Origin of the sequence: Streptomyces sp. BK340, from assembly GCF_007827595.1 — a bacterium.
In the GTDB taxonomy this organism is placed as follows: domain Bacteria; phylum Actinomycetota; class Actinomycetes; order Streptomycetales; family Streptomycetaceae; genus Streptomyces.
The window spans coordinates 17,355-31,320 of record NZ_VISR01000003.1 but is presented as its reverse complement, the minus strand read 5'-3'; the positions used below and the strand labels follow the sequence as shown (position 1 = coordinate 31,320).

Sequence of the window (13,966 nt, the reverse complement as noted above, 5' to 3'; positions counted from 1 at the left end):
CGCCGCGTCCGGCGGCCGCTCGGCAGGCGCCGGACGGTTGCGGTGCGTTCCCTCGACGGCGCTACAGCGGCAACGCGCAGACAGCGACCGGCGACGCGAACGGCTCCCCCGTCAGCTGCAGTTCGCCGCTCTCGACGTCCACCTGGAAGACGCTGACCGTGCCGGAGCGCTGGTTCGCCGCGAACAGCAACCGGCCGTCCGGCGAGAAGGCGATCTGGCGGGGGAAGTCCCCGGCCACCGGCACCGTGCCGAGCAGCCGCAGCCGGGCGCCCTCCGCCTCGACGGCGTAGCGCGCGATGCTGTTGTGGCCGCGGTTGGCCAGGAAGGCGTACGAGCCGTTCGAGGTCACCAGGATCTGCGCCGGGTAGTTGGTGCCGGAGCCGGAGCCCGTGGGCTGCGGGGCGCCGATGGTGAGGCGCCCGGTGGCCGGGTCGTAAGCGCAGACGGTGACGGTGTCGTCCACCTCGTTGGCCAGATAGGCGTACCGGCCACCGGGATGGAAGGTCAGATGGCGCGGGCCCGCGCCCGGCCGGGCGTGCGCCTGGGCCGCCTCGGTGAGCGTGCCCTTCGCCGGGTCGAGGCGGTAGGTGTAGACGGTGTCGGTGCCGAGATCGACGGCGAGGACATGACCGCCGTCGGGGCTCGTGAGGAACTGGTGCGCGTGCGGGCCCTGCTGGCCGGGGCCGGGTGCCGGGGTGGTGTGCGTGACCAGGTCGGTGCGCTCACCGAGGGCGCCCGAGGAATCGATCGGGTGCACGGCCACGCTGCCCGACGCGTAGTTGGCGCTCAGCAGCCAGCGGCCGCCCGGGTGGACCGACAGATGGCAGGGGCCCGCCCCGCCGGTGCTCCGGCTGCCGAGGATCCGCCGGTCGGCGACGCGTACGGCGGTGACCGCGCCGTCCTGGCGCTCGTCGACCGCGTACAGCGTGCGGCCGTCCGGGTGCAGCGCCAGATACGACGGGTCGGGCACGTGGGGAATCGTCCCCGAGCCGGTGATCCGGCCCGACGCCGGATCGTAGGCGGCCAGTCCGATCCCGGTGCCGCCGCCCTCGACGGAGGTGTAGGTGCCGAGGTAGAGCGGGTGGGGGAGGGGGTCCTTCCGACCCGGCCGGGCCGCCGGCCGCGTCGCCGGTCCCTCGGCCGCCGCCGGTGCGCCGTCCGCAGGCGGGGCCGCAGGTGCGGGCACCGCCACCACGGCGGCCGCGCCCGCCACCACTCCGACGAACCGGCGCCTGGTCCAGCTGCCCCCGGGCTCCCGGCCGCGCTCGGGCAGGAGGGACGCCCGTCGCGCCGCTCGCGCGTCCCTGTCCATCCCGCACCTCAGGTCATCGGTTGCCCCGCTCGTGACAGCCACCTTGGCGTGGATCCGGCGCGAAAGGCAAGAACGGCAACACGTGTTGCGCGGGATGCAATGCCTGTCCCGGCTACCACTCCCCGTCCTCGATCGCCTTGCCCGGCGCGTCCTTCAGCGGTGCCACCTGGTCCGGGTGCGGCTCCTGCCAGGGCTCCAGGTCGTCCCCGAGCCAGTCGCCGACCGGCTTGACCCCCTCCAGGGTCTCCGTGGGAGCGAGGTCCTCGGCGTCCTCGTCGTAGTAGTCGAACCAGGGCAGGCCGGCGCTCGTGTAGGCCGCCCGGTCCACCGGTGACGGCGGCGGCGCCTCGCCCGTGATGCGGCGCCACTCCGGAGGCGTGACCAGGTGGACGAACACCCGCCCCGAGGGAGTCCCGCACCAGTCCGTGAGCGGCCGGTCGTCCTCGTAGACCTCCTGGCGCATCGAGCCGCCGACCCCCAGGCCCATCGCCGCCGCGCGCCGCGGGGGCGCCGCGGCCGGCCCGCCGGGGGCGGCCACGGCGCCCGGGGCGGAGGGAGGCGGCAGGGGTCCGCCGGGTGCGGCGGCGGCCATGGGGTGCGGCGCGCCGTAGCCGTGGAACTTCCCGGCCGCCCGCGCCTTCCGCTCCCGCTCCAGGCGCCGCCACTCACCCAGGGCACCGTCCGTCAGCGGGAACGACTGCAGCTGTACGCCGCCCCACACCTCCTCGCCGGTGACCTGCCCCTCCACGGTCGCGCCGAGACCGAGCGGTACGGCGACGAACTGGCGGACCGTCCCCTTGCCCGAGTTGATGCCGTCCAGCCAGGGCTGGCGGGGCAGCACCACGTAGTTCTGCGGGTCACGGGAGAGACGGTCGCGCCACGGCTTGCCGGAGACGGCGCACACCTTGCCCACGCCGACCTGGAGGGCGGCCGGCTCCTGCGTGCCGGCGAAACTCAGCCACATCGCCTCGCGCAGATACACGGGCAGCATCACGCCACCGCGCGCCCGCCACTGCGCGGGGACCCGGTCGGCGTAGTCGGACACCCGTCTGACCGGGAACTCGCCGAGCCCCGGCGGCAGCGGATGCGTGCCCGTCTCCGGCAGCCGCAGCGTGCGGATGAACCGCACCGCCACCCCACCGGGCAGCCGCAGTGTGTTCCCGTCGATGCGTACCCCGGTGTCGGCCACAGATCCGCTCCCTCGCCCTTCGGTGCCGGCCCCGCCCCGGCGCTCCCTCACCGAGAACGCCCGCTGACCCCCGTACGGTTCCGCCACAGCTCCTCCTGGACGCCGAGGCGCTCGCGCAGCCGGTTCATCCTCGGCAGCTTGGCCCGCTGCTCCCGGGACACCCGGTCCAGGTCCTCCAGCAGGCGGCGGGTGCGGTGCTCGGTGTCGAGTTCGTCGATGATCCGGTTCACCTCGGTCAGTACGGCACCCATCAGGTGCCAGTTCGCCGGGTCCTCGCCGATCTCCTCCCGGAGCAGCTCGGCCAGCCGGTCGCGGGTGCCGGCCGCCGTGGTCAGCTCGGCCGACAGGCGCGCCTCCGCCGACTCGGCGTTCTCGCTCAGATGGGTGGTCACCAGCACCGCGAAGCTGACCACCGCGTCGGCGATCTCGGACAGCAGCTGTTCCACGGTCGCCCCGACCCGGGGCGGGAACAGTTCCTCGGAGCCGCGGGTCTTCGCCAGGTCCGTGAAGGTGCGGGCCAGCACCCGCAGCACGACCGTGCAGATCTCCAGCGTGTCCAGTCCGGTGCGCAGCACCACCCGGTGCAGCAGGCCCTCCTTGACGCGCGGATTGAGCCGCAGGCTGTCCTCGGCCTGCCGCAGCGCCGCGTCCACCCGGACGATGTCATGGTCCAGCCGGCGTGCCTCGTGCAGCCGCTCGGCCGCCTGCTGCCAGGGGGTGCGGCCCGCGGCCTCCTCACCCATCCGCAGCATCAACTGCCGTACCCGGCGTGCCAGGCCCTCGATCGACTGGCCGGCCTCGTCCACCCAGACCGGGGGCGGGAGCAGCAGGTTGCAGGCCATGCCGACGACCGCGCCGATCAGCGTCTCCACGATGCGCGCCCAGGCGGTGAAGCCGACGGTGGTCACCCCGAGCACCAGCATGGCGCTGATCGCCACCTCGGCCACGTACTCGTCGACGCGCACCAGGTGCCCCACGGCCAGTGAGGCGACGATCAGCAGCGCGAGGCTCCACCAGGTGAGCCCCACCAGCAGGCTGAAGGCGATGGCGACCAGCACCCCGGCCACCACCGAGTTCACCCGGCGGATGCCGTTGGTGAGCGTGGCGTAGAAGGTGACCTGGACGACCAGCAGGGCGGTCAGGGGCGCGGTCAGCGGGGCCGGCTCGGGGCTCAGGCGCAGCGCGATGACGTAGGCGATCGTGGCCGCGGCGGCCGACCGCAGCGTCTGTACGACCACCGGTTCACCGCGGCGTCCCACCAGGCGCAGGAGTGGCTCGCTCCATTTGCGTACGTCGTGCATCCCTTGGCCTGTTCCCATTCCGGCGGTGGGCCGAACGTGCTCGGCCGAGGGCCGGATCTGTCCGCGACGACCTTTACGCCTCGCGCTGGAGGTCCACTACCCGAGGGTGCACGGCGTCTTCCCGCATGACCGGCTCGGCGTCGGCCATGCGGGCGTGGGTCAGCGCGTCGAGGCGGCCCGGTTGCGCGACCGGTAGCCGGCGACCTTCGCGAGGTTGCCGCACCGTTCCATCGAGCACCAGCGGCGCCGCCGGGCCTGGGAGTCGTCGAGGAACAGCAGCGAGCAGTCGGGGTTCCCGCACTCCTTGACGCGGTCCAGGAGCGGGCCGCCGACCAGCCGGACGGCGTCCCGGGCCACGGTCGCCAGGGCGGCGCGCACCGGGTGCCGCGCCGTCCAGGGCCGGGGGCCCAGCTGGGGCGCGAGATCCGGCCGGGCCGCCGCCTCGTTGACCAGCTGCACGTCGTCCGCGTCCGGCTCCTGCCCGGCCATCGCCGACCGTACGACGCGGTACACGGCTTCCCGCAGGGTGCGGGCCTCGGCCAGCTCCCGCGAGGTGGCCGCGAGCGGGCCGTCCTCCGCGGCCAGGCCCGCCTCCGTGATCCAACGGCCCAGGGCCCCGGGATCGGGAATCCGCTCCAGGGGCGTCGCGTGCCGTTTGCCGAGTGTGGCGACGAAGTCCAGGCAGCAGCGGCCGCCCAGGAAGGGGAAGGCGAGAGCCGGGTCGGATGGCTGGGTCATGCGTGCAGCTTACCTCGCGACACTGCTTCATGAGGTGACTTGACACCACATGAACAGGTGTCGCATCGTGACACTTGTTCATGTGGTGTCAGAGAGCTGTTTCGCGAGTGAGGCGGTACGGGATGCGTGCGGTGCGGATCGAGGAGTTCGGCGGGCCCGAGGTGCTGGTGCCGGTGGAGGTGCCGGACCCGGTGGCCGGACCCGGGCAGGTGCTGGTGCGGATCGAGGCCGCGGGGGTGAACCGCGCGGACGCCCTGGTCCGGGCCGGTGCCTACCACCGGGCCGGGCGGCCCCCGCTGATCCCCGGCGCGGAGGCCGCCGGGACGGTGGCGGCGCTCGGGGAGGGGGTGAGCGGGTTCGAGGTCGGACAGCGGGTGATGGCACTCGACGGCATCGACTCACCCGGGTTCTACGCCGAGTTGGCCGCCGTGTCCGCCACGCGCGTCACGGCACTGCCCGACGGGCTGGACCCGACCGAGGCGGCGACCCTGCCCGTCGCCTGGCTCTCCGCCTGGTACTGCCTGCGCCGACTGGCCCGGGTCGCCAAGGGGGACACGGTCGTGGTCAAGGCCGCCGCGAGCGGCGTCGGCACCGCGGCGGTGCAGATCGCCGCCGAGACCGGCGCCCGGGTGGTCGCCCTCGCCGGATCGGCCGAGAAGGCCGCCTGGGCAGGAGGCTTCGGGGCGGCCGAGGTCGTCGACACATCCCGGCACGCCGACGCGGCCGAGGTCGAGGAGGTGCTGCGGCTCACCGGCGGGCGCGGCGCCGACGTCGTCCTGGACACCGTGGGCGGCCGGGCCTTCGGACGGAGTCTGCGCGAGACGGCGCACGGCGGCCGGGTGGTCTCCCTGGCCAACGTCGCCCTGGAGTCCAGCACCGTCGACACCCGCGACTTCTACCCGAAGAACATCGCGATCCTCGGCTTCCAGCTCACCAACCTGCAGATCCACGGCTGGGATCCGCGCCCCGACCTGCGCGAGCTGGCCGAGCGGGTGGCCGCGGGTGCCTACCGGGTGCCGGTCGAGACCGTGCTGCCCCTGTCCGAGGCGCGCGTCGCGCACGAGCGGCTGGAGAGCCGCGACAACCGGGGCAAGATCGTGCTCACCCCGGGTGGCTGAACGGGGCCGGGAAGCGTCGGGCGCCGAGCCTGCCGACGTCAGGCGGGGCGGGTTCCGGGAACGTCAGACGTAGAGCTTGTCGAGGAAGGCGGACAGATTGCCCGTGGTGCGGGCGATCTGCTCCTCCAGGGTCAGGCTCTCCTCGAACCGGCTCCCGGACTCCGGCACCTTCTTCCCGCGTACGTACAGCGAGCACGCCAGGTCGGTGCACATGTACAGCCCGACCGAATTGCCCTCCCGTCCCGCCGCGCCGGCCTTCCGGGCGGTCATCAGCGACACCCCGCCGCCGGGATGCGTCGTGAGGCACACGGAACACATGCTGCGCTGCAGGAACCCGCGCCGCGAGGCCGGAAAACGCAGCGCGACACCGACGAGTCTGCCCTCCCGTCCGGTGACCAGATAGCTGCGGTCGGGCGCACCGGGATCGCGCCAGCCGAGGAAGTCCAGGTCGTCCCACGGCTGTTCACCGAGGTCGCGCGGGATCGCCAGGCGCTTGGCGTCGCCCTTGGAGCAGTTGACGAACGAGTTGCGGATGTCCTGCTCGGTGAGGGACTTCATGGGGGAGGCCTTCCAGGTCCGATGCCATGAACCTAGAGGCTCTAGGTTCATGGCTAGCCTAGGCAGCCAAGGGGAGGGCCGGCGAACGGTTTTTCCGGGCGGCCGGTGTCATGTCCTACTCCGCCTCGGCGGCCGTCGCCTCCGGCGGCCACACGCCCGGTGCGAGCACCCCCGAGGCGTAGGCGCGGGCGACCAGTTCGGTGCGGTTGGCCGCGCCCCAGCGGGCCGACAGCCGGCGCAGGTGATAGGTGAGGCCGTCCCTGCTCAGGCCCAGTTCACGCGCCGCCCGGGTCGTGGTGGCACCCCCGGCCAGAAGAGCCAGTACCTGGCCTTCCACCGGGGTGACCGGCGGCGGCTCCGGCTCGCGCCGGGCCTCGCGCTCGCCCTGGACGCGCAGCATCACGAGCAGGGCGGGCGTCTCGTCCACGCTGTCGCTCACCGGGTCCGCCGTCAGTTCGCCGTACCGCTCGGCCCCGCCGGGGGAGCGCCAGCAGACCGACACCTGATAGCGCGAGCGGTGCCGCAGCCGCAGCGCCTCGGCGATCCGGTCGACCTGAGTGGCCTCCTGCGGCCGGAACAGCTCCAGCACGTCCCGGCCCCGCAGTCGCCCCGGGGTCGTACCGCACTCGGCGGCCATCGCCGGGTTGGCGAGTCCGACCCGGCCGTGCACGTCGCAGACCGCGACCGGTACGGAGACCCGGTCGAAGAGGGTCAGCGCACGGTTGCGCCACACCACGGCCTCGCTCCGGCCCAGGTCCATCCGCACCTCCCGACGTCCGGACCATCCAAGAGGAACAGCCAGGTCAGCGGCAAACGCGTGGACCGGCCGCGCCGCCGCCGACGCCTCCGGCGACCTGAGCGGCACCGTCCGCGACTTCACCGCCCGGCTGCGGACCGCCCTGCTCCAGGAGTACGGCGACCCGGACGCCGTCACCGGCCCCGAGGAGGAGCCCGTCACGGCGTACGAGGTCCGCACCGTCACCGGCGGTCGGCTGGACGCCGTGGCCGAGCGGCACGGGCTGGTCCCCATGACCGTCACCGAGGCGTACGACCTCACCGCGCCCGGACACCCGCGCGCCAAGCGGTTCCTGCGCATCGCCCTGCCCGACGGCGTCGCCTACCGCACCGCCGACCACCTGACCGTGCTCCCCGTCAACGCCCCCGGCCTCGTGGAGCGTGCCGCCGCCGCGTTCGGCGTCGACCTCGACGCCGTCCTGGACATCCGGGCCACCCGCCCGCGCCGCGACGGCCTCGCCGTGGACCGTCCGCTCACCGTACGGCAACTGCTCACGCACCACGTCGAGTTGCAGGAGCGGCCGACCGCACGCCGGCTGGCCCTGCTCGCCGGGGCCAACCCCTGCCCGCCCGAGCGCGCCGCCCTCGCGGCCCTGGCCGGCGACGATCCGCGCACCCTGGTGGAGATCGCCGAGGACCACCCCGCCCTGCGCGGCGCACTGGACTGGCCGCACCTCCTCGACCTGCTGACCCCGCTGCGTCCGCGCCACTACTCCATCTCCTCGTCCCCGGCGGCCGACCCGCGCCACGCCGACCTGATGGTCTCCGTGCTGGACGCCCCCGCACGCTCGCACTCCCGGCTGCGCTCCACCGGGGGGATCCCCATGGGCAGGGACCGCTACCGGGGCACCTGCTCCGGGTACCTCGCCGCCCTGCGGCCCGGTGACACCGTGTACGCCCGCGTCCAGCCCTGCCGGGAGGTGTTCCGGACCGACGCCGGCGCACCCGTCGTGATGATCGCCGCGGGTACCGGCCTCGCCCCGTTCCGCGGAGTCGTCGCCGACCGCAGCGCGGCCCGTGCCGCCGGCGCCGAACTCCCGTCGGCGCTGCTCTACTTCGGCTGCGACGCCCCCGACGCCGACTTCCTGCACGCCGGTGAACTCCGGGCCGCCGAAGCCGCCGGAGCCGTCCGCCTGCGCCCGGCCTTCAGCGCCGCCCCCGAGAACGGCGCGCCGTTCGTGCAGCACCGCATCGCCGCCGAGGCCGACGAGGTCTGGGAACTGCTTCGCGCAGGGGCCCGGGTCCATGTCTGCGGCGACGGCTCCCGCATGGCACCCGGAGTTCGCGAGGTGTTCCGTACCCTGTACCGGGAACGGACGCCCGGCGCCGACGAGGCGGCCGCCGGGCGGTGGCTCGACTCGTTGATGGCGGACGGGCGTTACGTCGAGGACGTGTACGCGGCGGGCTGACCGCCAGGGGAAGGGGACGCACGATGCGGGAGCCGGAGGAGCGGGCCCGGCGGGTCCTGGCCGCGGCGGGCGTCGACCCCGGCCGGCCGGCCGCGGTGCGCCCGCTGGGCGGCGGCACCTTCAACACCGTCGAGGAACCGCGGCTCACCGACGGCACCCGCTGCGTCCTGAAGACCGCGCCGGCGGCAGCGGGCCCGCGCCACGAGACCCGGCTGCTGCACTCCGGCGCGGTGTTCAGCGCGGGACGCCTCCGGCTCGGCCTCTACCGCGCGTACCTGTACCTGATCATGCTGGTCGAGACGGTCCCGCGAGCGGCCGACGAGGGGCACTCCCGCTGGGCCCAGGACACCGCCGCTCCCGGGCTCGTCGCCGCGCTGGACGGGAGCAAAGCGGCCGACACTTAGCTCATCACATGAAATAAGGGTTGTTCGAAAGTCGCGTGCAGCCTGTTCCGAGGGGTATGTTGCAGGTCGGGACATGGTTCGAAGGGAGCCACATGGCGGGGCGGAACGGGCGAACGGTACGCGACCTCAGACGGGGCAATCGCACGGCCGTGCTGCAACGGCTCTACTTCGACGGCCCGCTCAGCCGCTTCGAACTGGGCCCGGTCACCGGGCTGAGCTCCGGCTCGGTCAGCAACGTGGTCGCGGACCTGGTCGCCGACGGACTGGTCGAGGAGGCCGGCAGCGTCGACTCCGACGGCGGCCGCCCCCGCACCCTGCTGCGCGTCTCCCCGCACAGCGGCCAGATGATCGGCGTCGACGTCGGCGAGACCCGCGTCCGCGTCGAGCTGTTCGACCTGGCCCTCACCGAACTCGCCCGCACCGAACGCCCGCTCGCTCAGCAGGGCTACGACGTCGACGTGATCGTCGGGCACATCCGTGACGGCATCGCCGAGGTCCTCGGGGCCGAGGGAGCCGCGCCCGAGCGACTGCTCGGCGTCGGCGTCGGCGTCCCGGGCATCGTCGAGCACACGCCTGACCAGGGCGCCGTCGTGCACGGGCAGACCATCGGCTGGGACGCGGTGCCGCTGGAGCGGCTGCTCCGCTCGACCTCCCGACTGCCGGACACCGTGCGGTACTTCATCGACAACGGTGCCAAGACCCTGGGCCAGGCCGAGATGTGGTTCGGCGGCGGGCGCGGCGCCCGCAACGCGGTGGTCGTGCTCTTCGGCTCCGGCGTCGGCGCCTGCCTGGTCACCCCCGAGGTGGAGTACGGGCGGGCCGTCGAATGGGGCCATCTGACCGTACGGGTCCGTGGGCGCCGCTGCCGGTGCGGTGCGCCGGGCTGCCTGGAGGCCTACGCCGGTGCCGAGTCGCTGCTCGCCCGCTGGAGCGAGGAGGGCGGACGGCCGCCCGAGGGCGCCGACGAGGAGACCGCGCTCACCGCGATGCTCGCCGCCGCCTACCCGACCGAGGGCAGGGACCCCGACCCGGTCGCGCTCGCCGTCCTGGAGGAGACCGCCGAGTACCTGGGTGCCGGCCTGTCCGACCTGATCAACCTCTTCCAGCCCGAGCGCATCCTCATCGGCGGCTGGGCCGGACTCCAGCTCGGCACCCGATTCCTGCCCGCCGTACGCCGCCACGCGTCGACGTACGCCCTGCGGTACCCGGCGGACCAGGTCACCATCGATCTCGGCCGGCTCGGTCCCGACGCGGTCACCGTCGGCGCGGCGATCCTGCCCCTGGCCGACTTCTTCGCGCGCGGCGGCCGCCGCGTCGAACAGGCGACCGAGGACCGGCACCCCGCCTGGCGGGCCGCGCTGGAGGAACGGACACCGCGCTGACCCTCGTGACACACCTCTCGGACCCCGGCTGGAACACCACGAGACGGTTGCCCGTCGAACCAGCCGTGGGTGCGGACGGGACAGTGTCCCCGGGCCTCACCATCCGCCCGCAGGGACGATCGTCCGGCTGAAGCCCTGTGGTGCCCTTCGCCGAGAGGCGACCGCCGTCCGTCCCCACCACCTGGCCGCCCCGGCCGTGATTCCCCCGTCGCGGCCGGGCTTTCTCAGGACGCCCGGGCGGGCGTACGGCCCTCGCGGGTCCAGGCCAGCAGATCCTCGGCCGGCCAGGCCGTCACCACCCGTTCGGCGGGCACCCCGCACTCCTCGGCCCGGGCGCAGCCGAGGATCTGCCAGTCCAGCTGGCCGGGCGCGTGCGCGTCGGTGTCGATCGAGAACAGCACCCCGGCCGTCACGGCCCGGCGCAGCAGCCGCCGCGGCGGGTCCAGCCGCTCGGGACGGCTGTTGATCTCCACGGCCGTACCCGACTCGGCGCAGGCGGCGAACACCTCGTCCGCGTCGAACTCCGACTCCGGCCGGCCACGGCCCGTGACCAGCCGTCCCGTGCAGTGGCCGAGGACGTCCGCGTGCGGATCGCGTACGGCGGCCACCATGCGGCGGGTCATCGAGCGGGCGTCCATCCGCAGCTTGGAGTGCACGGACACGACCACGACGTCCAGGCGCTCCAGCAGCCCGGGCTCCTGGTCCAGCGAGCCGTCCTCCAGGATGTCGCACTCGATGCCGGTGAGCAGCCGGAACGGCGCCCACCGCGCGTTCAGCTCCGCCACGACCTCCAGCTGCTCGCGCAGCCGCTCCGGACTGAGGCCCCGGGCCACGGTCAGCCGGGGGGAGTGGTCGGTCAGGGCCGTCCACTCGTGGCCCAGCCGGGCCGCCGCACGTCCCATCTCCTCGATCGGGCTGCCGCCGTCCGACCAGTCCGAATGCGTGTGGCAGTCACCGCGCAGCAGCGCTCGCAGCTCGGCGCCGCCGCCCTCGGCGGTGAGCGGTCCGCCGTTCTCCTCCTCCACCCTGCGCAGATAGCCGGGCACCTCACCGGCCAGTGCCTCCCGCACCACCTGCGCGGTCTTCGGCCCGACTCCCTTCAGCGACTCCAGCGTCCCGGCCGCCGCACGCGCGGCGACCTCGTCCTCGGGCAGCTGGGACAGCACCCGGGCGGCGGTCCGGAAGGCCCGCACCCGGTAGGTGGGCGCCAGTGACCGCTCCAGCAGGAAGGCGATCCGGTCGAGGGCCGCGACGGGATCCATGGTCACCTCCAGCGCGCGATGCCCCTCCAGGGTTCCCCAGCCTGACCCGCTCCGCACGCCCGCCGGCCCGGCCCCGAAGGGCCGAGGGCCTGGACGGCGGCTCGGACGAGTCGTCGGCCCCGGTTGCGTTCTACGCTCTATTGCATGACCGAACAAGCAGTGCCCTACATCTCCCATCCGCGGGTCCTGGTGCACGGCGTGTGCGCGGGCAGGCCGGGGGAGCCGCCCTTCCGGGTGGTGGAGATCGACGGCGAGGTGGTCGGCCGGGCCAGGACCGCGACCGACGTGCTGGAGGTCGCCGCCGCCCACGGCATCACGATCCACGACCTGAACGATCCGGACTCGGTCCGCTGGGTGGGCGGCGGCCAGTACCACTGGACACCCATCTGATCCGGATGCGGCTCAGCCGACCGTCCACTTCTGGTTGCCGCCGCCGGTGCACGTCCAGATCTGCAGCCGGGTGCCGTTGGCCGAGTTGTTCCCGGTCACGTCGAGGCACTTGTCCGCCTGCGGATTGACGACGTCGTGCGCGGCCGAGACGGCCCACTTCTGGTTGGGGCCGCCCGTGCAGTCCCACAGCTGGACGGTCGAGCCGTCCGCCGTACCGTTGCCGGTGACGTCCAGGCACTTCCCGAGCGCCCGGATCGTGCCGTCCGAGCCGACGGTCCACTGCTGGGCGCCCGTGCCGTTGCAGTCGTAGAGCTGGACCGGGGTGCCGTTGGCGGAGTTCGCGCCGGCCACGTCCACACACTTGCCCGCCAGTCCCCGGATCGGGACACCGGCCGCGCTGTCGCTCGTCGTCACCGACACCGAGTCGACGACCAGCTGCTGCGGGAACTGCGTGGAGCTGTCCGGGTCGCCGGGCCAGTAGCCCCCGACCGCAAGGTTCAGGATCAGGAAGAACGGCTTGTTGAACACCCAGGTCTTCCCGCCCAGGTCGGCGGGCGTGCGCCGCTGGTAGACGTTCCCGTCCACGGACCAGGTGATCGAGTCGGGCGCCCAGTCGACGGCGAAGGTGTGGAACGCGTCGGCGAAGGCCTGCCCGTTCGGCAGGGTGTAGCCGGCGCCGATACCGCCCGAACCGGAGTAGCCCGGGCCGTGGATGGTGCCGTGCACGGTCGAGGGCTCGAAGCCGACGTTCTCCATCACGTCGATCTCTCCCGAGTCCGGCCAGTTCACCGGAGTGCCGAGCATCCAGAACGCGGGCCACATGCCCTGCCCGCGCGGGATCTTCATCCGGGCCTCGACATGGCCGTACTGCGCGTTGAACCTCCCGGCGGTGTTCATCCGCGCGGAGGTGTACTGGCAGCTGCCGTACCAGCACTGGTAGCCGGCCGGGTTCTCCTTGCGGGCCGTGATCACCAGATGGCCCTGGCCGTCCAGTGCCGCGTTCCTGGTCCCGGAGGTGTAGTACTGCCGCTCGTGATTGTTGACGTTGTCGCCGGTCTCCAGCGTCCACTTCGAGGAGTCGACCGCGGCGCCCGCGGGCCCGTCGAAGCTGTCGGAGAAGGTGGTCACGGCCGCGGCCGCCGGGGCCGCGGCCTGCGCCCGGGCCGGACCGACGGCGGCCGAGCCGACCAGCGCGGCGGACAGAGCGGCGAACAGACATCTGCGGAGCAGGCGTGGGGAGGCCATGACTCTCCGTTCATGTGGGGGGTGTGTGATACGTGGACAGGCATACGTGATGCCTCTTGATTTAAGAAGTGAGATAAGTGAGCGTCAATACCTTGGTACGGACCTCTCGCTGACGATCACTCGGCCGACGTCCTGCGCACGCGCGCATGCACCGCACGCCCGAGCCGCCGCCCGAGGAGCAGCCACCCGATCAGAGCTCCCGCGGAGTTGAGGATGACGTCGTCGATGTCGAAGGCCCGCCCGGTGACCAGCGCCCCCTGGACCAGCTCCACCATCAGCATCACGAGCGCGGTGAACGCCAGCACCTGGAGCACCCCTCGCGCGCGCGGCGCGAGGACCGGCACCAGTACCCCGAACGGCACACCGAGCAGCACGTTCCCGCCGATCTGCCGGACGGCGTCCCGTACCTGTGCGTGATCCGCGTACGCCCGCAGCGAGCGGCCCGGGTGCAGATTGCTGTGCGTCAGGGGCACCGACGCCGGGGACGGCTGAAGCGTGAGCCGGGCCAGGACCGCGGCGAAGGCCACCATGAATGCGAAAGCGACCAGCATCACCAGCAGTCGCACGGGGAGCATGAGCGCGTGCCGCCCGGCTGGAGGGCGAGCCTCCTCGGCCCGCTCCCGCTTCTTCGGGGCGCGCAGTAACCCGGGCAGGCGCAGGGCGGTACGGGCCATGAGATCCTCCGGTCTTCAACTTCCCGCTGTTGTAAGGCGGTTACCCATACAACGGCCCGGGATGCCGCCGCCCGGACTGCGCCGGATGCGCGTCGGCGGATTCGGTTCACGCTCTCGGGGCACTCGGGACCCGGGTCCGCGCGCCGCCGCCCCGCCCCCGGCCCGGCGGTGCTTGGATGCCCCGAGCGG

At 73.5% G+C, this 13,966-nt stretch carries 13 protein-coding genes and 1 pseudogene; 5 read left to right on the top strand and 9 right to left on the bottom strand.

Features of this window, described 5'->3' with window-relative positions; all coding sequences use genetic code 11:
- Positions 1 to 61: 61 nt before the first annotated feature.
- The 4 genes from FB157_RS06550 to FB157_RS06535 form a co-directional block, all read right to left on the bottom strand.
- Entirely contained in the window at positions 62 to 1,312 is a 1,251-nt protein-coding gene (locus tag FB157_RS06550) for a lactonase family protein (RefSeq protein WP_186581380.1), read from the bottom strand.
- A gap of 112 nt (positions 1,313 to 1,424) precedes the next feature.
- The gene (locus tag FB157_RS06545; RefSeq protein WP_145876915.1) at positions 1,425 to 2,501 is read right to left on the bottom strand and encodes a hypothetical protein; all 1,077 of its coding nucleotides are present in this window, start codon (positions 2,499 to 2,501) and stop codon (positions 1,425 to 1,427) included.
- A 47-nt stretch (positions 2,502 to 2,548) separates the two neighbouring features.
- Positions 2,549 to 3,802 carry an aromatic acid exporter family protein gene (locus FB157_RS06540; protein ID WP_186581379.1) on the bottom strand — a complete coding sequence of 418 codons (1,254 nt, stop codon included), beginning with the start codon at positions 3,800 to 3,802 and terminating at the stop codon, positions 2,549 to 2,551.
- A 159-nt stretch (positions 3,803 to 3,961) separates the two neighbouring features.
- Positions 3,962 to 4,540 (bottom strand): ABATE domain-containing protein, encoded by a 579-nt coding sequence (locus FB157_RS06535; protein ID WP_145876913.1) that lies wholly within the window; start codon positions 4,538 to 4,540, stop codon positions 3,962 to 3,964.
- A gap of 122 nt (positions 4,541 to 4,662) precedes the next feature.
- Between FB157_RS06535 and FB157_RS06530 the strand changes: the two genes are divergently transcribed.
- Complete coding sequence (locus FB157_RS06530; protein ID WP_145876911.1) at positions 4,663 to 5,658, top strand: NADPH:quinone oxidoreductase family protein; 996 nt, start codon at positions 4,663 to 4,665, stop codon at positions 5,656 to 5,658.
- A 63-nt stretch (positions 5,659 to 5,721) separates the two neighbouring features.
- Here the strand turns inward: FB157_RS06530 and FB157_RS06525 are convergent, their stop codons facing one another.
- Together FB157_RS06525 and FB157_RS06520 are read right to left on the bottom strand one after the other, a co-directional pair.
- Complete coding sequence (locus tag FB157_RS06525; protein ID WP_145876909.1) at positions 5,722 to 6,216, bottom strand: FBP domain-containing protein; 495 nt, start codon at positions 6,214 to 6,216, stop codon at positions 5,722 to 5,724.
- 115 nt (positions 6,217 to 6,331) lie between these two features.
- A complete protein-coding gene (locus FB157_RS06520; RefSeq protein ID WP_145876908.1) occupies positions 6,332 to 6,976 on the bottom strand; it encodes a PAS domain-containing protein in 645 nt (214 codons plus the stop codon).
- Between the two features lie 58 nt (positions 6,977 to 7,034).
- Between FB157_RS06520 and FB157_RS06515 the strand changes: the two are divergent.
- From FB157_RS06515 to FB157_RS06505, 3 genes and pseudogenes are all read left to right on the top strand, one after another.
- Positions 7,035 to 8,420: pseudogene (locus tag FB157_RS06515) on the top strand (reductase); the annotation flags it as partial.
- A 23-nt stretch (positions 8,421 to 8,443) separates the two neighbouring features.
- Complete coding sequence (locus FB157_RS49380) at positions 8,444 to 8,824, top strand: hypothetical protein (RefSeq protein ID WP_145876906.1); 381 nt, start codon at positions 8,444 to 8,446, stop codon at positions 8,822 to 8,824.
- 92 nt (positions 8,825 to 8,916) lie between these two features.
- Complete coding sequence (locus FB157_RS06505; RefSeq protein ID WP_145876904.1) at positions 8,917 to 10,206, top strand: ROK family protein; 1,290 nt, start codon at positions 8,917 to 8,919, stop codon at positions 10,204 to 10,206.
- A gap of 224 nt (positions 10,207 to 10,430) precedes the next feature.
- Here FB157_RS06505 and FB157_RS06500 read toward each other — a convergent pair whose 3' ends face one another.
- On the bottom strand, positions 10,431 to 11,468 hold the full coding sequence (locus FB157_RS06500) for a PHP domain-containing protein (protein WP_145876902.1): 1,038 nt from the start codon (positions 11,466 to 11,468) through the stop codon (positions 10,431 to 10,433).
- 144 nt (positions 11,469 to 11,612) lie between these two features.
- Between FB157_RS06500 and FB157_RS06495 the strand changes: the two genes are divergently transcribed.
- Positions 11,613 to 11,858, top strand: a complete 246-nt coding sequence (locus FB157_RS06495; protein WP_145876901.1) for a hypothetical protein — start codon at positions 11,613 to 11,615, stop codon at positions 11,856 to 11,858.
- 12 nt (positions 11,859 to 11,870) lie between these two features.
- Here the strand turns inward: FB157_RS06495 and FB157_RS06490 are convergent, their stop codons facing one another.
- The gene (locus tag FB157_RS06490) at positions 11,871 to 13,103 is read right to left on the bottom strand and encodes a ricin-type beta-trefoil lectin domain protein (protein ID WP_145876899.1); all 1,233 of its coding nucleotides are present in this window, start codon (positions 13,101 to 13,103) and stop codon (positions 11,871 to 11,873) included.
- Between the two features lie 116 nt (positions 13,104 to 13,219).
- The gene (locus tag FB157_RS06485; RefSeq protein WP_145876897.1) at positions 13,220 to 13,777 is read right to left on the bottom strand and encodes a VanZ family protein; all 558 of its coding nucleotides are present in this window, start codon (positions 13,775 to 13,777) and stop codon (positions 13,220 to 13,222) included.
- Between the last annotated feature and the right edge of the window lie 189 nt (positions 13,778 to 13,966).